The sequence below is a fragment of the Natranaerofaba carboxydovora genome (genome assembly GCF_022539405.1).
Taxonomy (GTDB): domain Bacteria; phylum Bacillota; class Natranaerobiia; order Natranaerobiales; family Natranaerofabaceae; genus Natranaerofaba; species Natranaerofaba carboxydovora.
In genome coordinates this window covers 3,076,869-3,097,150 of the sequence record NZ_CP054394.1, presented here as the reverse complement: position 1 = coordinate 3,097,150, position 20,282 = coordinate 3,076,869, and the positions used below count along the sequence as shown (strand labels likewise).

Here is a 20,282-nt window from a genome sequence, read left to right as displayed (position 1 = left end):
TTCTGATGTTGCAGAATAGTCTGACTGTTTTGCTTATTATAACTTCTTGTGTTGTTATTATACAATAACTCGCGTTGTTTGTCTAGCCTATATTATATCAGTTTTTCTTTTGACTGGCCCTGCTCACTTTACCACCGATACTCCTCGAGTGTAATTTTCTAAATATTTTTATTATTTATAATTTTCTCTCATTTAACTTGCTTTCATTATATAACAAGTCAATCAATTTGTCTAGCTTTTATCCACCAAAAATTTCGTTTAAATATTCACGCTAGTTTCTTTTATTAACAAAAATACAACAGGAATTAAAAAAAGTCAAGCAGTATTTTTTATCTGCTTGACTTTTTCGATAATTTTAATTTAAACATTAAATTGAATTAAAGTATTAAAAGCTGTTTTCAAATAGCATCCTGGCTGCTTCCTGCGACAACTCATAAGGTAAGTTAATAGGCAGCAAGCCTAATACCAAACAGCTTAGACCTAACACCATCACTGGCATAATCATTGTTAGTGGAGCTTCAAATTTGCCTATCTTCACTTGTTCTCCAGTATCAGGTTTTGGTTCTTCATCAACTTTTCCAAAAAATGCAGTGTTTACAATTGGTAAATAATAAACCGCGTTCATCAAACTACTTAGCAATAACAAAACTACATAATAAGGCTGATTAGCATCTAATGCTCCAAGGCTTAATGCCCATTTACTAAGAAATCCATTAAGGGGCGGAATCCCAATCATTGCAAGAGCCGCTATAGTAAATGAAATCATTGTAAGCGGCATTTTGTAGCCAATTCCTTTTAATTCATCAATTTTCTTTTTGCCCGTTTTACTTATTATAACCCCCGCAGCCAAGAACAAGGTGCTTTTCATAAACGCGTGACTAAAAATATGAAATATATCTCCTATCATGGCAGTCTCAGTCATTATCGAAATCCCAAGTAGGATATAACCCATCTGACCTACACTTGAATATGCAAGCCGTCTTTTCAAATCCTGTTGTACAATTGCTACCGCAGATCCTAATAAAATGGTTATGACAGATAACACTGCTAAAATCCAGTGCCAGTTAGCTTCAACAATAATATTATAGTCAAATACATGAAATACCATTCTAAGAAGACCATAGGCACCCGTCTTAATCATTATACCTGATAGTAATGCACTTGCAGGAGACGGTGCTACTGGATGGGCATCTGGAAGCCAAACGTGAAGAGGCACCATTCCAGCTTTCATACCAAAACCTATAATAAAGGAGATATAAGCCAAAAACGATAGGTTTGTCACTTCAGTTATAATTCCACCTTCATGCAGCGAGATACTTCCACCTATTTCAAAGGTTATTATAATTCCAAAGAATAAGAATAACCCACCAGCTATGGTAACGATCAAGTACTTAAATCCAGCTTTTAATGCTTCACTAGTCTCACTATGCACTATAAGAATATAAGAAACAAGTGACATAAGCTCATAAAATATAAACAAACTAAATAAGTCCCCTGATAGAAATATCCCTATACAACCACTAAGAGTAAGAATAAGTGCGGAAAAGTACCTGTTTTGATATTCTTTACCATCCATATAAGCAAGAGAGTATATTGACACAAGCATCCAAACAAAGCTTGATAAAAGCGCAAGCCCAAAACCCAATACATCTACCCTAAAAGATAACCCAAAAGGAGGTATTAGCTCAGCTATCGGGTAATAGATAATTTCTCCTGCCATTATCACAGGATACATAGCCAAAACCAGCAAAAACGTAACTGTCGTAGTTATCACAGTTAATATATTCCTTGTTTTTGACGAACGACGTCCCGCAAAAAATACAGCTGCTGTCATTATCATAGGAAAGATCGTTGCCCAAATAGGAAACTGCTGTACTATTTGGGAATACTCCATTGTTTTTCACCTCCAACTCCCTCTAAAATGTGACATACTTCACTTTGTACTGCAAAATATCCTATCTTTGAATAATTTGAATTTCACGAATTTTTTAATATGCACCCCCCAAACCTAGCCGTTAAAAGGCCCTTTAATTATAATACATTTGATTTAAAATGTCATTTTATCATCCATTAAAATTAATTATATGTTCATATAAATTTCAAATGGGTCAAGGTAATTCTTTAATAACTACCTTTTCTTCTTCATCAATTTCTTTAAGTTTAACCTCTACTACTTCCTTTTTTGATGTAGGAACATTTTTACCAACATAATCTGCCCTAATAGGTAGTTCCCTGTGGCCTCTATCGACCAAAACAGCAAGTTGGATAAGCCTTGGCCTGCCAAGATCAATTAAAGCATCTAAAGCTGCCCTTACAGTCCTACCGGTAAATAATACATCATCTACTACTACAACTGTTTTGTCAGTTATTTCACAAGGCAGTTCGGTCTTTTTTACTATTGGTTTGTCTTTAAGCTGTGACAAATCATCTCTATAAAGGGTTATATCCAAAATACCTATGGGCAAATCTATGTTTTCTATTTCGTTTATCTTTTGTCCAAGCCTCTTTGCTAGCGGTACACCCCTTCTTCTAATACCTACAAGAACAAGGTCACTAATATTTTTGTTATTTTCCAATATTTCGTGGGCTATCCTGGTAAGTGATCTATCTAATTTTTCATCATCCATTATATTTGCTTTAATCGTATCCATCTCCACCATCCCAACCAATATTAAAAATTAATTGAAAAGTATTGAAAAATCTATTTCACATAGTTTATAATAACAAAGTAAATCAATAAGGTCAATTAAGACTTCTTGACTAATTTAATTAATTTACATTTACTTTCTTAACTAATATTATTTTATGGTGGTGGTTTTTATGATGCTTACCATGTTTAAAGCTAAACTTCATAGAGCTTGTGTAACTGAAGCAGATCTCAATTATATTGGCAGCATAACTATTGACAGTCATCTGTTACAAGAGGCAGGCATACTGCCGAATGAAAAGGTTCAAGTTGTCAATATCAATACAGGAGATAGATTTGAAACCTACACCTTACCTGGCCAAGAAAAAAGCGGGACAATCTGCTTAAACGGTGCTGCTAGCAGATTAGTTCAGCCAGGTGATCGTGTTATAATTATAGCTTATACACAACTTACAGAAGAGGAAGCAAAAAAACATAAGCCAAATGTTTTAATACTTAATGAAAACAACGAGATTGTTGATAAGTTTACTTCTTAAACTACTGTATTTTATCTACTCTTTTTTATGATATTGCCAATAAATTTCTTGGAGCTATTAGCCGCCAGATTAACAAAGCTAGAATTTTTCTTCAAAATAACGTCTAATGCATCTGCAACTACATCTATATCTTCAGTAGATACAGTCAGGGGAGGTTCAAATCGTATAACGTTTGGATTATTAAGTGTATAAGCAGTTATAACCCTAAACTCATTTTGAAGCATCTCAGCTATCAGCGCCCCGGTATATTCTTCGCTTAGCTTACCTGCAGCCCCACCAGATAATTTATTTAAAACTTTGCTTTCTATAGTCTTAAATTCTATGCCTACCATTAAGCCCTTCCCTCTTACTTCTTTAATCAAAGGATGTTTATCTTTTAGTTCTAGCATTTTGTTAGACATATATTCTCCTTTTTCTTTGGCTTTACTGCACAAGTCCTTTTGATAAATTTCTTCTAAAGTAGCTATTGCTGCAACCGAGGCTCTAGTATTGCCGCCAAAAGTAGAGGTATGAAGGAGAGCTTCTTCAAACTTTCCATAAGCCTTTTTCCACAGCTTTTCAGTTGTTATAAAAGCACCTATAGGCATGACCCCGCCGCCTAGAGACTTTGCCATACATAAAATATCAGGTGTTACTTTTTCATGATCACATGCAAACATCTCACCTGTTCTAGCAAGACCTGTTTGAATCTCATCGCAGATCATAAGCACTTCAAATTTATCACATAGTTGTCTAACTTCTCTCAGATAGCCCTCTGGAGGAGTAATTATACCCCCTTCACCTTTTATAGGCTCTAAAATAAAAGCAGCTATATCTTCACTATCTTCTTCTAAAGCTTTTTTTAGTTCTTCTAAATTACCATAGGGAATTTCGATACAGCCTGGCAAAAGTGAGCCAAACCCTTTTTTATACTTTTCTCTTCCACTAACGGATAATGAACCATAAGTCTTCCCGTGAAAAGAGCCTTCACAATAAACAATCTTGTTTTTCCCGGTGGATTTCCTAGCTAATTTCAAAGCTCCTTCAACAGCTTCAGCACCACTATTACAAAGAAAAGTATGTTTAAGATCTCCTGGGGTTATTTTGGCCAAATTTTCCCCCAAAACTCCACTAAAAGGGTTTAAAGAAGCTTGTAATATATTTGGAACTTGTTCAACTTTTTTAATAGCATTAATTACATTTTGTGGGTTATGACCTAAGTTTAATGAGCCATACCCTCCCAAAAAGTCCAAATATTTATTCCCTTTTTTGTCCCATATGTATGTACCATGAGCCCTGTCAAACTTCTTGTCAAAGGATAGCAAGCTTAGCATTCTGGCAAATCCGGGGTTTAAGTATTCTTCATGACGTTTTTTTATTTCCTTTTCGGTTTGACTAAGTGCTTGTTCAAGAGATACTAGAATAAAAAACACCACCTTTGTTTAATCTAAATTAATTATCGAAAATTTCGTCATCTTTTGTCTGATGTGCAATTCTCGAAGCAGCAGCGGCTGCTATAGCTGCAATTAAATCATCCAAAAATGTATTAACCTTACCCTGTTTTTTATTCTTATTTAACTCGTTGATAATCCCGGGTTTTTCCTTGTCTAAATAGCCAAAATTTGTTAGTCCTATAGAGCCATAAATATTTACAATACTCAAAGCAAGGATTTCATCAATACCAAATAAAGGATCATCAGTAAGAAGTCTGGTCAAAAGCGGTTCGTCAGGGATTTTATTCTCTGCCGCCTTATCTAAAAAAATACCCGTCAAAATTGCATTTTGTACTTCTCTTTTTTTCAAAACTGAATTAACACTTTCAATTGCATCCTCCATTGTCATTTTTGGTACATAAGGATGTTGTAAGTTATATGAAAGTTCGGCTATATCCTTTATTTTTATCCCTCGTTCCTTTAACCATTCACATGTTGCTTTATACAAATCGTCTCTAGATTTCATCAAAACCCTCCAGATTCTACTTACTCGATATTATAGTCTAAAGTTTTTCTTGAAACAAATTTATGTGGTCCTACAAATTTATATATACCGCATTTAAGGAAATAATAACACACAAAAGGATAGATTCCCCTTATTATATTAAAAAAACGATAGGAGAGTGAAATCAATGAAAAAGAATGTAGGCCTATTAGATAGCTACCTGCGTCTAACAGGAGGATCTTTTTTACTTGGCTATGGCGTTATAAAAAAATCTCCAACCATGATAGCATTTGGTTCATGCAAAATTGCAGAAGGAGTCACCAGGTGGTGTCCGATGCTTCATATGCTTGGGATATCTACAGGCAGCGAAAATAAAGACCCGTTTCCTTTGGAACACATAAGTTAAGCAGGCGGGGCCAACAAACATGGCCCCGCCTGAAATATTCTTTATACTTTTTCAAACATATCTTTATCTACTCCACATTCCGGGCATACCCAGTCTTCAGGAAGATCTTCAAAAGAAGTTCCTGCAGCAATTCCATTATCCGGATCTCCTACTTCCGGGTCATAAACATAACCACATACACTGCACTCATATTTATCCATACTAATACCTCCTTATTAATAATAGCTGTCATTAAAATATAACATATTTATCTAGATAAATCCAGCTGTTATAATTATAATTTTTCGATCTTGACTGCAGAAACTTTTAACTCAGGTGTTTTGGCTTTTGGGTCATATAGTTCATTAGTCAGCTTATTCGCAGCCATCTCTTTGTAGTGAAAACTCATATAAACTACCCCTTTTGATATTTTGTCCGTTATCTTAACGGGAGCCTTCACTTCACCTCTTCTAGAAGATACCTTAACTAACTCTTCATCTTCTATGCTAAGCCTATCGGCATCTTCTGGATGTATTTCCATGAATCCTTTTGGCGCTTCTTCATCTAGCTCTTTAGACCGTCTTGTCATAACACTATGATAATGGTATAGGACTCTTCCTGTGGTAAGAATATATGGGTATTCTTCATCCGGCGATTCTGCCGCCGGTTTATATTCTATACCGGTAAATTTAGCTTTACCTATAGGGAACTTGCCGTCTTTGTGCAGATATTTTGTCCCCGGATGATCTGTTGATGGACAAGGCCACTGTATACCTTCATCTTCTATTCTTTCATAACTTATACCTGCATAACTCGGGGTGACCTCTCTCAGTTCATCCATTATTTCTTCAGGGCTACTATAATTCATTGGCATTCCCATCTTTGTAGATAATTCAGAGAAAATCTTCCAGTCAGCTTTTGAGTCACCCTGTTCTGGTATGGCTTTTCTAACCCTTTGAACTCTTCTTTCTGTGTTTGTAAAAGTCCCATCTTTTTCAGCAAAAGTTGCAGCAGGAAGAACTACATCAGCTTTTTCGGCTGTTTCTGTCATCAAAATATCCTGCACAACCAGGAAATCAAGACTTTCTAAGGATTTTTCAACATGCCCAAGATTTGGATCAGTTAACATAGGATTCTCTCCCATGATATACAGTGCTTTTATTTCGTCCCCTGCGGTTGCCATCATTTCTGTAACAGCTTTACCTGGTTTATCACTGAGCTTAGCCCCCCAGAACTTAGAAAACTTCTCCACAGCATCAGGGTTATCTACTTTTTGATAGGCAGTAAATACATTAGGAAGACCTCCTAAGTCACAGGCACCCTGAACATTGTTTTGTCCTCTTAGCGGGTTAACTCCTCCGCTTTCTATACCTACATTCCCTGTCATTAAAGCCATGTTTGCCACAGAGAAGACACCATCTGTTCCTGTGGTGAACTGAGTAATACCCATTGTATAAAGTATCGGGGCTTTGTTTGCTTTACCGTATATCCTTGCTGCTTCTTTAATTTTTTCTGCAGGCACACCTGTGATATCTTCAACTTTTTTTGGAGTATAATTCTTTACAATTTCTTTTACTTCTTCGAAATTCTCAGTATTATCATTGATATATGCCTTATCAATTAAATCTTCTTCAACAATCACATTCATAAGTCCGTTTAATAGCGCCACATTGGTACCTGGCAGAGGATTTAGCCAAATATCTGCCATTTCAGCAATTGGTGTCTTTCTTGGATCTGCTACAACTACTTTGGCGCCCTTGTTTTGAGCTTTCACCACCTGCTGCCCAATAATTGGATGACTTTCAGTCGTGTTTGTTCCAATAGCAAATATTGCATCGGCATTTTGTATTTCACTGATACTATTAGTCATCGCTCCACTTCCAAATGCAGTGGCCAGACCGGCCACAGTAGGAGCGTGTCAGAGCCTAGCACAGTGGTCAATATTGTTCGTTCCTATAAGGGTTCTGGCAAACTTCTGCAACAGGTAATTTTCTTCATTAGTACATTTTGCAGATGCCATAAACCCGATAGAATCCGCTCCATTTTTATCCTTAACCTGTTTAAGGTTATCAGCTATGTGTGAGATAGCTTCTTCCCACTCTACTTCTTCAAACTTTCCATTTTTCTTAATAAGTGGTTTTTTGATCCTATCATCACTGTGGATAAAACCCATTCCAAAGCGCCCTTTAACACATAGATACCCTTCATTTGCTACACCTGTGGGCTCTTCTTTTACTCCACATACCTTGTCATCTTTTACCTTTAAGTTAAAGGTACAGCCTACACCACAATAAGGACAGGTGGTCTTCACCATATCAAATTCATAGTCTCTTCCAAGGCCTTTATATGGCTTTTCTGTCAAAGCTCCAACCGGACATACATTAATACAGTTACCACAGCTAACGCATGGAGAATCATCAAGTCCTTTGTCAAAGAAAGTTGCCACCTTGGTATTAAACCCACGATCCATAAAGTCTATAGCAGAAACACCTTGAATCTCACTACATACCCTTATACACTTACCACAAAGTATGCATTTGTCCAGATCCCTCTCTACAAACTTACTAGAATCATCTATCTCGTAAGATGTAACCTCTCCTTCAAAACGACTATCTCCAACACCATATTCATAACAGTAATCCTGCAGCTTACAGTCTCCATTTGACTCACACACCATACAATCCTTAGGATGGTTAGCTAAGATCAATTCTAATATAGTCTTTCTTGCATTCCTTACTTTCTCTGAATCAGTTTTTACGACCATACCATCAGATACAGGTAGTGCACAAGCAGCAGGCATATTTTTGGCCTTTTCCACTTCAACAACACATAACCTGCACGACCCAACGATACTTAAATCTTTTTGATGACATAGAGTCGGTATTTCTATGCCAGCTGCATTTGCAGCTTCTAATACAGTGGCACCTTTGCCTACCTGGATATCTTTGCCATCAACATTTATATTAACATGCTCCATCAGCCAAGTCTCTCCTTTCTTTTTACCTTCTAAAATATCTTTTCATAAATTTCTGCTACCCAAGCACAATTGCTTCGAATTTGCATTGATCTACACAAGCACCACACTTGATGCACTTATCTTGATCTATAACATGAACTTCTTTCTTTTCACCAGTAATAGCATCCTGAGGACAAGCCTTAACGCATTTTGTACAACCTTTACATTTATCTTCTAGTATCTTATATATCAATAAGTCACTACAGGCTCCTGCCGGACATCTTCTGTCCAATATATGAGCATTATATTCATCTCTAAAATGCTTAGTAGTACTTAAAACAGGGTTCGGGGCTGTTTGGCCAAGACCACACAAGGATGTTTCTTTCACCATACTTCCAAGCTCTTCTAATAGCTCTACATCTCCTTCTTTCCCTTCTCCTTGTGTAATTCTTTCTAAAATTTCTAACATCCTTTTTGTTCCTTCTCTGCACGGAGTACATTTCCCACATGATTCTGTCTGAGTAAATTTCAAGAAAAATCTTGCAACATCAACAATACATGTTTCTTCATCCATTACCACAAGACCACCGGAACCCATAATAGCTCCTGCTTGAGTTAAGGAATCATAATCTACAGGAAGGTCTATTTTGTCTTCGGGAAGACAACCACCTGACGGCCCTCCGATTTGGACAGCCTTAAAGGCTTTATCTTCCTGAATACCACCGCCAATGGTATAGATTATATCCTTTATTTTTATTCCCATTGGAACTTCAACAAGACCGGTATTATTTATCTTTCCGGTTAGAGCAAAAACTTTGGTTCCCTTACTATTTTCGGTACCTACACTATTAAATGATCCTGCTCCTTCTGATAATATAACAGGTACACAGGCAAGAGTTTCAACGTTATTGATGTTAGACGGCTTGCCCCAGAGTCCTTTTTGAGCAGGAAAAGGCGGCCTTGGCCTTGGCATACCTCTATTACCTTCTATCGATGCCATCAAAGCTGTTTCTTCGCCGCATACAAAAGCGCCAGCGCCTTCTTTTATTTTCAATTTGAAATTAAAGCCTGTTCCTAAAATGTTTTCACCCAAAAGCCCTAAGCCCTCAGCCGCTTCTAGAGCTTTTCTAAGTCTCTTTATAGCTAGAGGGTACTCTGCCCTAACATATATATACCCCTCATCAGCTCCAATCGCATATCCCCCAATTGCCATGCCTTCAATAACACTGTGAGGATCACCTTCTAGGATACTACGATCCATAAATGCTCCGGGGTCACCCTCGTCAGCATTACAGATAATATACTTTTTGTCTCCAGGAGCCTGTCTTGCAAAGCCCCATTTCACACCTGTTGGAAAGCCTGCTCCTCCACGTCCTCGAAGGCCTGATTCTTTAACCTCTTCAATAACCTCATCTTGGCTAAATTCTGATAGTGCTCTACTTAGACCGTCATATCCTCCTCTAGCAATATATTCCTCAATGCTTTCCGGATCAATATAGCCGCAATTTCTTAGAACTATCCTGCTTTGTTTTTTATAAAAGTTTATATCGTTATAATAGGGAACCTGTTCTTCGGATATTGGCTCCTTGTACATCAATCTATCTACGGGTCTACCCTTTAATAGATGTTCCTCAACAAGCTCTTTTACGTCTTTGCCCTCTACTCTAAAGTATGAGGTTCCCTCTGGATACACAATAACTATAGGTCCAAGCTCACATAATCCATGGCACCCAGTTTGAATTAATTTTACTTCGTTTTCTAATTTATTATTAGAGAGTTCTTTTTCTAGGTTTTCTTGGACTTCCACACATCCCGAGGAAGTACAGCCTGTGCCGCTACATACCAAAACATGAGACCTGTACATCTCCACTTTTTCTCCACTCCCTTTCTTCAACTTTGTTAAATAGTTTAAGAATTAGCTCTCTGGTTTTCCAACTACCAGGTCCTCTACTATTTGGCCATTTATCACATGGTTTGCGATTATACGAGATACATCTTGAGGAGTAACCCTACCATAGCTAACTCTTTCTTTTCCTTTCAATTTAACATCCACAAGTACTTCCTTTTCACACATACCAATACAACCTGTTTGGGTAACATTTACATCCGAAAGATCTCTTTTGTTTAATTCTTCCAGAATAGTATTCATAACATCCCTAGCACCGGCTGAAATGCCACAAGTACCCATCCCAACTATGATTAAATTCTCTGTACTTTGTCTTGTTGTAGTGGTTTTCCTGGCCTCTTCTCTTAGGTTTTTTAAATCATCCAAAGATTTAAGCTTATCCATTAATTTCACCCCCATAAAGCTTTGATAGCTCTTGTTCTAAATATCCCTTAACCATATAGGCGACTTTACTATTCTCAAAAGGCGCCTCGTCCTCAAGCATTTCTTTTACTTCTTTTGTTTCAAACATAAATTTAATATTATCCTTTTTATGAATATATTTAAGTTCAATTGATGGACTGCCCATTAAAAAAGATATAATTGTATCCGCCATATTTCCAAGAGGTGGTCTATCCCAGTGACCATACTTCATAACTACATTTACTCTGGTTCCTTTTCCAAGAGCAGAGGCTATGGTTAAGTCTCCCTCACACTGCCTGGCTGTCATTTGAAATAATGAAAGACCAAGCCCTACTCTTCTGGTTTTTCTTGTGGTCTTAAAAGGATCGAGGACACATTTTACAAGCTTTTCATCCATACCGCGCCCATTGTCTTTGATTATAATGCGAAGTAGATCTTTTTCTGTGCTTTCATCAATATACAACAGTATTTCCGTGGCATCTGCCTCCACGGAATTTTGTAATATATCCAAAACATGAAGCGAAATCTCTTTCATTTTATTTACTCGTACATTTCTAAAATTTCAGGAATATTATCTGGTGTCAGGCGCCCATGAGTATTATCATTAACCATACAAACTGGTGCTAGCCCGCAGCAACCGATACAGGCCACTGGCTCAATAGTAAACCTAAGATCTTCTGTTGTTTCGCCTGGGCCAATTCCAAGTTCTGAAATCAGCCTATCCATTATCTTGTCTGCGCCTCTAACATGGCAAGCAGTCCCCTGACACACCCTTACAATCCATCTACCTCTTGGGCTCAAATGAAACTGGGCATAAAACGTAGCCACTCCAAAAACTTTACTAAGTGGCATATCAAAAGTCTCGGCTACTTTTTTTAACCCCCGCTCTGGCAAATAACCATAATAATCCTGCACTTTTTGAATCGCTGGAATTAAGACTCCTTTTTCGCCTTTGAAGTCAGCAAGAAGCTTGTCTAGTTCGGCTTGTTCCTTATGCCAGGCCGCGTGATCACATTTACACTCACTCATACAAAGATTCCTCCTTTATTCTTGATTTACAGTATCATTTTTGTAAACTGCTATTTTTCTACTATCTTTATTTTGAAAAGCTAAAAGCAGCTCTTGCCAAGTTAGCTCTTTAACAAAAAAATAAGTCTGATATTTCTGGTCCATATCATCAAGTTTGTGAGCATCAGATGATACAATAATAGGGTAGTTTTCAATTTCAGAATATTCGTGAATCATCTTTTCTTTTCCATCATAATTAAATATTTCCACAGCTAAAAAATTATATGATGGAAGAAACCCCAGGTTAGAAATCAAGCTATAATATTTTTTATCAATATGAGCTGCAATCACTTCTCCATTATATTTTTGTGTAAGTTTTATTACATCACCAATTCCAAGACTAGAAGATATTAATAAAAGGTTATCTTCAAAATGTAATATCTGTTCATTTTCGTCAATAATGACCTGATCTCCAAACACTTCAGGATTATTATTAATTTTCGGCAAAGTACCTTTGAATTCCTCTTCAAATTCCATAAGATTATTATAACAGGGAAAAAAACATAATAAATGAACCTCTTCCCTTGTTTGTACTTCCATTCCACACAGAATCATTATATTTTCTTCTTCTGCTTTTTTTATAAAGGCAGGTAGGTTAGCTCCAGAATTATGATCACAAATCCCAAGTATATCTATGCCTAACTCTTTGCATTTATTCATTACATTAGAGGGGCTCATTTCTAGCTCCCCACAAGGAGATAATACGCTATGAACGTGCAAATCTCCTTTAATCCATTGAAGTTGATTATTACCATTAGGCATCTATTTCACCATAAATGCCCAAATTATACAGTCTGCCTACAATTTCATATGAAGTAAGTTCAGTAGTTAAAACTACTACATCTTCTTCTTTGGCCTTTTCAATTGTTTCTTTATCAACTTTAGATTTTTCAGAAATTATTATAGCAGATAAGTTTAGTAAAACTGCAATTGCAATTATATTTGGATGACCCTGTAGGGTTATCCATACCTGACCTTCCTTTGCACTTGACATTACAACGCTTAATAAATCAGAACAGTAACCTCCTGTCACATTTTTCTCTAATTTTTTTTCACAGGCCAAAACTTCAAGAGGCAGTTTATCTACTAAATCTGCAATTTTCATACTTAATCTACTCCTTTAAAACAATATTAGGAATCTTAATATGATTCTGGTGCAAAAAGTTAATTTGCGAATTTTATGATTTTTTTGCAAGATACATCTTGATGAGAAAAAGTGAGATATTATGGCCTAATACCAGGATGGCATTGGCTGATTTAAGCTCAGGACGAACGATTAATCAGGTAGCCGAATATCAAACTTTTTTGAATATAGATGTATCAAAAAAAGCATTTTATTTTAGCAAATTAACTTTTTGCACCAGAATCAAGTTTTTATCCTCAATAATCCTCTGAACCATCAATCCTTTTTGTCTTTGTCTTATCCTTTACATAAGGTATCTTCTTGGCAAGGGAAAAAGCCTCTCCTGTAAGCTCTGCCACCGAATTAAGTAAGTGAAAGACACAAGAGTGGATTTCGGCTCTTTTTTGCACTATATCTTCAGCAAAATCACGACACGTTGGAGCACCACAGGCACCACAATCTATCCTTGGTAGATCAGACAGGGTTTTTTCAAGCATCCCCAGTTTTCTAAGTGAGTTAGATATATCTTCTGATAACCCACCGATCGGCCTAGGCGAGAGGGTAATCTTTTGAGGAGTAAAATCTTTCGGTAGTTCTTCTTTTAAAAGTTCATAATTTGAGCCATTACCGCTTAAGCTATCCATCACTTCCCTAAACCTAACCTGTGTAACATAGGGGTTTTGTACATTTAACATACCTGCTACACAGCCTCCATCACAAGAGTATAGCTCAAGATATTCAAGCTGAGGTATTTTTCTTAATTCAATCTCTTGCAATATTTTAATAGCTTTATCGATACCACTTACAGATAAACAGACACACTCTTTTATCCCTGTCTTATCACACCCCATGATATCAAATCCCATTCCAAGCCCAGGACTTCCAGGAATGACGAGTTCTTGATCAATCTCTATGTCTTTTTTAACAATTTTTCTCAGCGAGTCATATATCTCTGCAACAGATATTGCTCCATCCACAGGTGAGTATTCTTTACCTACAGGATTCTTAATTGCTGTAACTTTAGCAGAACACATTGTTAAGAAAAATACTCCTACTTCTTCTTTTTCAATCCCTGTTTTGATAGATACATATTTTTTGGCAAGCTCCGCGGTAATATCTAAGGGGGTATCTATTGGTACTATATTTGATACAAGCTCAGGGAATTTGATCTGTATAAGCCTTACAATGGCAGGACAGTGGGAAGATATCAAGGGAGGTTCATAGTTTTTTTCTTCTAAAATTTTGTGTTAATCTCTTTAGCAGCTATTTCGCCACCCAGACAAAGATCAAATACACTGTCGAAACCAAAGTGCAGAAGGGATTTCAAAACCTTCTCCGGGCTTATATGTCTTGGAAACTGAACTAAAAATGCAGGCGATACAAGAGCAATAGTATGCTTATAGTCTTTGATATTATTAATATCATCTGTATCAACTAGCTTTGCACTATAAGGGCACACCCGAACACACTCACCACAGTCAATACACCTTTCATCAATAATGCTTGCTTTATTGTTAATTATTCTTATTGCCTTAGTAGGGCACGATTTCAAGCAGTGCACACATCCAACGCAGTTTTCAGCTTTTAATTTTACAGAATGAAAGCCACCACCCATTCTTATCTCCTCGCTTCTAAACTAATTTAGTTAAAATAAACGGTAGCATAAAGCCTAGTTCCTTCATTCACTTGAGAGGTAACATCTACCTCATCAGAATATCTTTTTATATTGGGAAGTCCCATACCGGCACCAAAACCCATCTCTAGTACTTCTGGACCTGCAGTAGTATATCCTTCTTCCATAGCTTTTTCTACATCTTCAATCCCCGGGCCTTTATCTACGGTCTCTATCGCTATTTTTTCTGGATCTATTTCCGCCTTTATTGTTCCGTGGTAGGCATGAATAATCACATTCATTTCAGCCTCAAAGGCTATTATAGCAACTCTTCTGATTATTTCCGGGGATATTCCTAGATCCTTTAGTCTGCTTTTTATTTTACTGCTTGCTTTCCCACCTTCTAAAAAATCCTTCCCTTTCAAAGAATAAGAAACAGTATATTTAGGCTCATTATTATTTTTATTCATATATGATCCTCTCCAATTCTCAGGACATTCCTTTTACCCCTTTTTGATATAATCTGCCGCATGAATCATACATGCTATTATCCGTAGCAAGTATAATTATACCCTTTTCACTGGCTAGATTTAAGATCTCTTGATTTGGTAGCTTACCTCTAACAAAAACTACCACCTCAATATCAAGCATCTCTGCTGTCCTTATAGCTTGTAAATTAGTAAGGCCTGTCAAAAGCATTGTTCTTTCTTCAGCAAAAGCTAACACGTCACTCATTAAATCTGAAGCAAAAACCCTTTCTATTGCAAAAGAGTTTTCATCAAACTCTTTCAAATTTCCAACCAAAACTTTCGCATTTAAAATATCTTTTACCTCCTGAAGTTTCAAAGTTTTAACTTCTCCTTTCCGATTAAAAGATACAATATTTCAAAGTCATCTTTTATTTTTTTCATAAATAATTTTTAATCCTTCAAGGGTAAGATAAGGGTTAATGCGGTCTATGGTCTCACTTTCTGCTGAAATTAAATTGGCAAGCCCTCCTGTAGCTATAACTGTTGGCTTAGTATAAAATTCTTTAATCATTCTTTTAACTATTCCATCCACCTGGCCAACAAAACCGTAAAATATCCCTGCCTGCATACTAGCTGTGGTATTTCTTCCTATAACTTTTGCTGGTTTTGTGAGTTCTACCTTTGGAAGTTTTGCAGCCAATTTAAATAGCGCATCTGTAGAGATATACATCCCCGGTGCTATAGCTCCTCCGATATAACTCCCGTCTTCTGAAATCGAACAAAAAGTAGTCGCCGTACCAAAGTCAACTATAATCAAAGGGCCCCCGTAAAGCTCAAATCCGGCTATAGCATTTACAATTCTATCCGCTCCCACTTCTTCAGGGTTTTCATATAGTATGTTCATCTCAGTCTTTATATCTGGTGAGACCACCAGTGGTTTGACATCAAAATATTTGGTTCCCATTCGAGAGAGAGTTTGAGTCAAAGGTGGTACAACAGAACTTATTATTATATCTTTAATCTCTACATTTGGTAAATTACTGTACCATAAGAGATTCTTTATAGTAATTCCGTATTGGTCTTCAGTTTTTTCTCTTTGTGTTTGTATTCTCCAAAAACTTTGTAATTTTTTGTTTTTATAGACTCCAAGTACAGTGTGTGTATTGCCTACATCAATTGCAAGTAACATTTATCTCTCTCCTTTTAATTTAATCTTAATGAAACATCACCACTGGTAACTTTTATTTCGCTATTATCTTTTTTTACTATCAGTGCCCCAGAGTCATCTATGTCTACAGCCATACCTTCTACATCACCATCTTTTAACCCTTTAATTATTACGTCTTTTCCCAAAGTACAAGAATACTTCCTCCACAAATTTAATATAGAATCCGGATTTTCTTTGAAATCATAGATCCTTTTTAAAACTCTTTCTATTAGATTTTTTGTGAGTTCCTTTCTATCTATTTTATATGCTTTTTCATCCTTAATTGTTGTGATCTTATTTTTTAGCTCCTTTGGAAAATCATCTCTTGATTGATTTGCATTTATACCTATTCCAATTATGACTTTATTTATTTCATCGAGTTCTCCAGAAGCTTCTACCAAAATCCCACTTAGTTTTCGATTGTTTACCATTACATCATTAGGCCATTTAATCTCAGCATTCAAATTATATGACTCTCTTAAAATTTCAACAAGTGCTACAGAAGTAACCAGTGACAAAACCGGGAGCTTTACAAAATCTATTTCAGGCTTTACTACAATGGAGCAGTAGATACCACCAGCATTAGAAGTCCATTGCCTGCTAAGCCTTCCCTTACCAACTTCCTGTCTTTCTGCAAGCACTAAAGCCGGAGGAGTAAGTCTAGAGGCATACCTGTTAGTTGAATCAATTTTCTCGAAATAATATATTTTAGAGCTGTCTAAGATTTTTAAATCTAATTCCCAGGGATATAATAAATCAGGAATTTTGGTAAGTCTATATCCTTTACCAGATATTGATTCAATTTCATACCCCATACTTTGAAGGGACTGAATATTTTTCCATACAGCAGTCCTCGATATTAAAAATTCTTTACTTAACTCTTCTCCAGAAATCACTTCTTTTTTCTTTAACATCATAAGCATTTTTAACTTGGTTTCACTTAAATTTAGTGGCTTATTGATTTTGATCACCTTCTTATTAGCAGTAAAACACAATTTTTAATCATTATAATATAAGTTACTCATATAAGTCGATATAAATTTTTAAAACACTTGCCTGCTGCAGGCGCGTCGCAAGAACTTGCTAAATCTCGCAAATTAAAAGGATGAACTATAACAAAGCCTCTAACAAAAAAATTAATGAGGTGGCCGGAATTTGTTACGATCCAACCACCTCATTAGAGTGCTACACTATTTAGTTATATGCTTTACTAGAATAAGCCTGTGATGTTTCCATCATCATCAATATCGATTTCCTCTGCTGCAGGTTTCTTTGGCAGCCCTGGCATAGTCATAACATCGCCAGTAAGGGCAACTACAAACTTAGCCCCTGCAGAAGGATTGAGCTTTCTAACAGTAATTCTAAATCCTTTTGGCCATCCAAGAAGCGATGGATCATCAGAAAGTGAATACTGAGTCTTTGCCATACAAACTGGAGTCTTATCCATTCCAACTCTCTCTAACTCACGTATATTTCTTTCGGCAGCCGGTGTGAAGTCTACTCCATCAGCTCCATAAACTTCTTTAGCTATAGTCTCAATTTTTTCTTTGATCGGAGATTTTTCGTCATAAATTGGCTTAAAGTTGGATTCTTCGTTTTCTAGGACTTCAACGACAGTTTCAGCTAGCTCTTTACCTCCTTCGCCAGCTTTAAAGAACACTTCACTTAGAGCAACTCTGTAGCCTTTATCTTTACAAAGCTGAATTAAGCACTCAACTTCTTCTTCTGTGTCAGTTGGGAATCTGTTAACAGCAACAACTGCTGGAGTTCCAAATTTCTTAACATTTTCCATGTGCTTTTCTAAGTTAGCAAAGCCTTTCTTAAGGGCTTCTATGTTTTCTTCCTTCAAGTTATCTTTGCTTACTCCACCGTGCATCTTAAGAGCTCTGATTGTTGCAACTACAACTGTAGCGTCAGGCTTTAGGTTAGCAAAGCGACACTTAATGTTAAAGAACTTCTCTGCACCAAGGTCCGCTCCAAATCCTGCTTCTGTAATTGTATAGTCAGCTAATTTTTGGCTCATTTGAGTTGCCATAACAGAGTTACAACCATGAGCTATATTAGCAAATGGTCCACCATGAACAAATGCAGGTACATTTTCGATAGTCTGAACTAGATTAGGCTTAATTGCATCTTTCAATAGAACAGCTAGAGAACCTTGAACATTTAGATCTTTACATCTTACAGGCTCTCTCTTACGGTTATATCCAATGATTATGTCTCCAAGTCTTTCTTTTAGGTCTTTGATATCAGTTGCAAGACACAAGATTGCCATAATCTCACTTGCCACTGTAATATCAAATCCATCTTCTCTTGGGAATCCATTAGCTATTCCACCAAGGTTAACATTTATGTGACGAAGAGCTCTCTCATTAAGGTCCATAGCCCTTCTCCATGTGATCCTTCTTACATCAATATCTAAATCATTGCCCTGATGAACGTGGTTATCTATAGCTGCTGAAAGTAGGTTGTTAGCAGTAGTCATAGCGTGAAGGTCACCAGTAAAGTGCAGGTTAATATCTTCCATTGGAATTATCTGTGCATAACCTCCACCTGCTGCTCCTCCTTTAACTCCAAAACTTGGTCCTAGAGAAGGTTCACGTAGAGCCACCATTACATTTTTATTAATTTTCTTAAGACCCTGTGCCAACCCTACTGTGGTAGTTGACTTACCTTCTCCTGCAGGAGTAGGTGTGATAGCGGTTACAAGTACAAGCTTACCATCTGGCCTATCCTTGATTCTTTTCCAGGCATCAAATGAAACCTTAGCCTTATAATCCCCATAATACTCCGTTTCCTCTTCCTTTAAACCAACCTCTTCAGCAATCTCTTTGATATGCGTCATTTTAGCTTCCTGTGCAATTTGAATGTCGCTTTTCAAAAATTAACCCTCCTTTAATTTATTATAAATTTAAATTTACTTACAATTTGTTAAAAGCTTAAATTTCTTACCATAATTTTTAAACCCTTTTTAATATTCCCTAAATAATAATAAAATTCCTCTTTTGATAAATATTTCAGAATTTTCTGTATCTTATCCTGGAGTCAAGTTTATCTAATACCATTAATACTATTTTTTGTTATTTTGTTGATATTAATCATATCTCACTATAAGCAGGAATTCCACCTATTCCTTTAGCATTTGATATAGCATTTCTTATTGATTTTTCTACAGTTAAGGCAGCGTAATATCCTAACAAATTAATATCTACTGTACAGTCTTTCTTTTCACCAGTAGATATTGTAAAAACACTATCACCGTCAAACATAGTATGACTTGGCCTTATTGCCCTAGCTATGCCGTTATGAGCACTTTGGGCAATTTTTTTTGCTTGAGATTTGTCAAGGGATGCATCTGTTGCTACACAGGCTAACGTAGTATTAACACCCAAACCACCAAAGCCGCCTCCTCCATCACTACCTTCTAAAACGTCAATAGTAGACACAAAATCATTATTCGATTTTCTAGGACCAGCAAGTATATTCCCAACCTCGGAAATAACATCGCCAAAACTATTAACAACAACTAAAGCTCCAACTTTTACTTCTCTGCTTATCTTTGTGCTAAAAGTACCTATCCCGCCTTTTGTGCTATTTTTAGTCCCAAGAATTTTCCCTACGGTAGCACCTGTGCCTGCACCAAAACTTCCTTCTTCTATGTAACCATTTTCTTCTTTAGCTTTTTTTACTGCTTTTTTTCCCATTTTTGAATCTGGTCTTACTTTATTATCAATTACATCAAGATCATATAAGATAGCCTGTGACACAATTGGGACTATACCACTAGGAGTTATGATTCCAGTGTTATTTTCCTCAAGGTACTCCATAACACCATGAGAAGATTCTAGCCCATAAGCACTTCCACCGGAAAACACCAGGGCATTAAAGCCCTGGACTGCGTTCACCGGATTTAAAAGGTCTGTCTCTCTAGTTCCCGGGGCACCCCCCCTAATGTCACAACTACATACACTACCATCAGGGCAGAGTACCACCGTACAACCAGTACCACCTTGCCAGTCACTTTCTTGGCCTACCTGTATTCCATTTATATCT

General features: G+C 36.7%; 22 protein-coding genes. 2 read left to right on the top strand and 20 right to left on the bottom strand.

Going from position 1 to position 20,282, the window contains the following annotated elements:
- Positions 1-385 precede the first annotated feature (385 nt).
- A complete protein-coding gene (locus tag ACONDI_RS14690; protein WP_241079280.1) occupies positions 386-1,894 on the bottom strand; it encodes a complex I subunit 5 family protein in 1,509 nt (502 codons plus the stop codon).
- Positions 1,895-2,108: 214 nt separating this feature from the next.
- Positions 2,109-2,651: a bifunctional pyr operon transcriptional regulator/uracil phosphoribosyltransferase PyrR gene (gene pyrR / locus ACONDI_RS14685; RefSeq protein ID WP_241079279.1), complete on the bottom strand. Its 543-nt coding sequence runs from the start codon at positions 2,649-2,651 to the stop codon at positions 2,109-2,111.
- Between the two features lie 169 nt (positions 2,652-2,820).
- Here pyrR and panD point away from each other — a divergent pair, with 169 nt between their 5' ends.
- Positions 2,821-3,183 carry an aspartate 1-decarboxylase gene (gene panD, locus ACONDI_RS14680; RefSeq protein WP_241079278.1) on the top strand — a complete coding sequence of 121 codons (363 nt, stop codon included), beginning with the start codon at positions 2,821-2,823 and terminating at the stop codon, positions 3,181-3,183.
- A gap of 11 nt (positions 3,184-3,194) precedes the next feature.
- On the opposite strand, the gene ACONDI_RS14675 is transcribed toward panD, so the two are convergent.
- Both ACONDI_RS14675 and ACONDI_RS14670 read right to left on the bottom strand, forming a co-directional pair.
- Positions 3,195-4,595 (bottom strand): aspartate aminotransferase family protein, encoded by a 1,401-nt coding sequence (locus ACONDI_RS14675; protein WP_241079277.1) that lies wholly within the window; start codon positions 4,593-4,595, stop codon positions 3,195-3,197.
- Positions 4,596-4,614: 19 nt separating this feature from the next.
- Positions 4,615-5,121, bottom strand: a complete 507-nt coding sequence (locus ACONDI_RS14670) for a phosphatidylglycerophosphatase A family protein (protein ID WP_241079276.1) — start codon at positions 5,119-5,121, stop codon at positions 4,615-4,617.
- Between the two features lie 166 nt (positions 5,122-5,287).
- On the opposite strand from ACONDI_RS14670, the gene ACONDI_RS14665 reads away from it, so the two are divergent.
- Positions 5,288-5,506 (top strand): YgaP family membrane protein, encoded by a 219-nt coding sequence (locus tag ACONDI_RS14665; RefSeq protein ID WP_241079275.1) that lies wholly within the window; start codon positions 5,288-5,290, stop codon positions 5,504-5,506.
- A gap of 41 nt (positions 5,507-5,547) precedes the next feature.
- On the opposite strand, the gene rd is transcribed toward ACONDI_RS14665, so the two are convergent.
- The 16 genes from rd to ACONDI_RS14585 form a co-directional block, all read right to left on the bottom strand.
- The gene (gene rd / locus ACONDI_RS14660) at positions 5,548-5,706 is read right to left on the bottom strand and encodes a rubredoxin (protein ID WP_241079274.1); all 159 of its coding nucleotides are present in this window, start codon (positions 5,704-5,706) and stop codon (positions 5,548-5,550) included.
- Positions 5,707-5,780: 74 nt separating this feature from the next.
- Entirely contained in the window at positions 5,781-8,462 is a 2,682-nt protein-coding gene (gene fdhF, locus ACONDI_RS14655) for a formate dehydrogenase subunit alpha (RefSeq protein WP_241080977.1), read from the bottom strand.
- A gap of 55 nt (positions 8,463-8,517) precedes the next feature.
- Positions 8,518-10,305 (bottom strand): NADH-quinone oxidoreductase subunit NuoF, encoded by a 1,788-nt coding sequence (gene nuoF, locus ACONDI_RS14650; protein WP_241080976.1) that lies wholly within the window; start codon positions 10,303-10,305, stop codon positions 8,518-8,520.
- Positions 10,306-10,356: 51 nt separating this feature from the next.
- Positions 10,357-10,731 (bottom strand): (2Fe-2S) ferredoxin domain-containing protein, encoded by a 375-nt coding sequence (locus ACONDI_RS14645; protein WP_241079273.1) that lies wholly within the window; start codon positions 10,729-10,731, stop codon positions 10,357-10,359.
- On the bottom strand, positions 10,724-11,284 hold the full coding sequence (locus ACONDI_RS14640; RefSeq protein ID WP_241079272.1) for an ATP-binding protein: 561 nt from the start codon (positions 11,282-11,284) through the stop codon (positions 10,724-10,726). The genes ACONDI_RS14645 and ACONDI_RS14640 overlap by 8 nt, the downstream gene beginning before the upstream one ends.
- 5 nt (positions 11,285-11,289) lie before the next feature.
- A complete protein-coding gene (gene nuoE, locus ACONDI_RS14635) occupies positions 11,290-11,778 on the bottom strand; it encodes an NADH-quinone oxidoreductase subunit NuoE (RefSeq protein ID WP_241079271.1) in 489 nt (162 codons plus the stop codon).
- A 15-nt stretch (positions 11,779-11,793) separates the two neighbouring features.
- On the bottom strand, positions 11,794-12,579 hold the full coding sequence (locus ACONDI_RS14630) for a PHP domain-containing protein (protein WP_241079270.1): 786 nt from the start codon (positions 12,577-12,579) through the stop codon (positions 11,794-11,796).
- Positions 12,572-12,922, bottom strand: coding sequence for a DRTGG domain-containing protein (locus ACONDI_RS14625; RefSeq protein WP_241079269.1), 351 nt, complete (start codon positions 12,920-12,922; stop codon positions 12,572-12,574). The genes ACONDI_RS14630 and ACONDI_RS14625 overlap by 8 nt, the downstream gene beginning before the upstream one ends.
- 275 nt (positions 12,923-13,197) lie before the next feature.
- Positions 13,198-14,181, bottom strand: a complete 984-nt coding sequence (locus ACONDI_RS14620) for a [Fe-Fe] hydrogenase large subunit C-terminal domain-containing protein (protein WP_277397862.1) — start codon at positions 14,179-14,181, stop codon at positions 13,198-13,200.
- Positions 14,175-14,555, bottom strand: a complete 381-nt coding sequence (locus tag ACONDI_RS14615; protein ID WP_241079267.1) for a 4Fe-4S dicluster domain-containing protein — start codon at positions 14,553-14,555, stop codon at positions 14,175-14,177. The genes ACONDI_RS14620 and ACONDI_RS14615 overlap by 7 nt, the downstream gene beginning before the upstream one ends.
- 26 nt (positions 14,556-14,581) lie before the next feature.
- Positions 14,582-15,022: an ATP-binding protein gene (locus ACONDI_RS14610; RefSeq protein WP_241079266.1), complete on the bottom strand. Its 441-nt coding sequence runs from the start codon at positions 15,020-15,022 to the stop codon at positions 14,582-14,584.
- Positions 15,023-15,041: 19 nt separating this feature from the next.
- The gene (locus tag ACONDI_RS14605) at positions 15,042-15,398 is read right to left on the bottom strand and encodes a hypothetical protein (protein ID WP_241079265.1); all 357 of its coding nucleotides are present in this window, start codon (positions 15,396-15,398) and stop codon (positions 15,042-15,044) included.
- Between the two features lie 45 nt (positions 15,399-15,443).
- On the bottom strand, positions 15,444-16,211 hold the full coding sequence (locus tag ACONDI_RS14600; protein WP_241079264.1) for a type III pantothenate kinase: 768 nt from the start codon (positions 16,209-16,211) through the stop codon (positions 15,444-15,446).
- 14 nt (positions 16,212-16,225) lie between these two features.
- Positions 16,226-17,152 carry a biotin--[acetyl-CoA-carboxylase] ligase gene (locus ACONDI_RS14595; RefSeq protein ID WP_241079263.1) on the bottom strand — a complete coding sequence of 309 codons (927 nt, stop codon included), beginning with the start codon at positions 17,150-17,152 and terminating at the stop codon, positions 16,226-16,228.
- A gap of 287 nt (positions 17,153-17,439) precedes the next feature.
- Complete coding sequence (locus tag ACONDI_RS14590) at positions 17,440-19,110, bottom strand: formate--tetrahydrofolate ligase (RefSeq protein ID WP_241079262.1); 1,671 nt, start codon at positions 19,108-19,110, stop codon at positions 17,440-17,442.
- Positions 19,111-19,327: 217 nt separating this feature from the next.
- Positions 19,328-20,278: a P1 family peptidase gene (locus ACONDI_RS14585; RefSeq protein WP_277397861.1), complete on the bottom strand. Its 951-nt coding sequence runs from the start codon at positions 20,276-20,278 to the stop codon at positions 19,328-19,330.
- Positions 20,279-20,282: the final 4 nt, after the last annotated feature.

Excerpts from the sequence above, each read along its gene's own strand:
- ACONDI_RS14690 (WP_241079280.1), bottom strand. The coding sequence starts at position 1,894 with ATGGAGTATTCCCAAATAGTACAGCAGTTTCCTATTTGGGCAACGATC.
- pyrR (WP_241079279.1), bottom strand. The coding sequence starts at position 2,651 with ATGGATACGATTAAAGCAAATATAATGGATGATGAAAAATTAGATAGA.
- panD (WP_241079278.1), top strand. The coding sequence starts at position 2,821 with ATGATGCTTACCATGTTTAAAGCTAAACTTCATAGAGCTTGTGTAACT.
- ACONDI_RS14670 (WP_241079276.1), bottom strand. The coding sequence starts at position 5,121 with ATGAAATCTAGAGACGATTTGTATAAAGCAACATGTGAATGGTTAAAG.
- ACONDI_RS14665 (WP_241079275.1), top strand. The coding sequence starts at position 5,288 with ATGAAAAAGAATGTAGGCCTATTAGATAGCTACCTGCGTCTAACAGGA.
- rd (WP_241079274.1), bottom strand. The coding sequence starts at position 5,706 with ATGGATAAATATGAGTGCAGTGTATGTGGTTATGTTTATGACCCGGAA.
- nuoF (WP_241080976.1), bottom strand. The coding sequence starts at position 10,305 with ATGTACAGGTCTCATGTTTTGGTATGTAGCGGCACAGGCTGTACTTCC.
- ACONDI_RS14645 (WP_241079273.1), bottom strand. The coding sequence starts at position 10,731 with ATGGATAAGCTTAAATCTTTGGATGATTTAAAAAACCTAAGAGAAGAG.
- ACONDI_RS14640 (WP_241079272.1), bottom strand. The coding sequence starts at position 11,284 with ATGAAAGAGATTTCGCTTCATGTTTTGGATATATTACAAAATTCCGTG.
- nuoE (WP_241079271.1), bottom strand. The coding sequence starts at position 11,778 with ATGAGTGAGTGTAAATGTGATCACGCGGCCTGGCATAAGGAACAAGCC.
- ACONDI_RS14630 (WP_241079270.1), bottom strand. The coding sequence starts at position 12,579 with ATGCCTAATGGTAATAATCAACTTCAATGGATTAAAGGAGATTTGCAC.
- ACONDI_RS14625 (WP_241079269.1), bottom strand. The coding sequence starts at position 12,922 with ATGAAAATTGCAGATTTAGTAGATAAACTGCCTCTTGAAGTTTTGGCC.
- ACONDI_RS14615 (WP_241079267.1), bottom strand. The coding sequence starts at position 14,555 with ATGGGTGGTGGCTTTCATTCTGTAAAATTAAAAGCTGAAAACTGCGTT.
- ACONDI_RS14610 (WP_241079266.1), bottom strand. The coding sequence starts at position 15,022 with ATGAATAAAAATAATAATGAGCCTAAATATACTGTTTCTTATTCTTTG.
- ACONDI_RS14600 (WP_241079264.1), bottom strand. The coding sequence starts at position 16,211 with ATGTTACTTGCAATTGATGTAGGCAATACACACACTGTACTTGGAGTC.
- ACONDI_RS14595 (WP_241079263.1), bottom strand. The coding sequence starts at position 17,152 with ATGCTTATGATGTTAAAGAAAAAAGAAGTGATTTCTGGAGAAGAGTTA.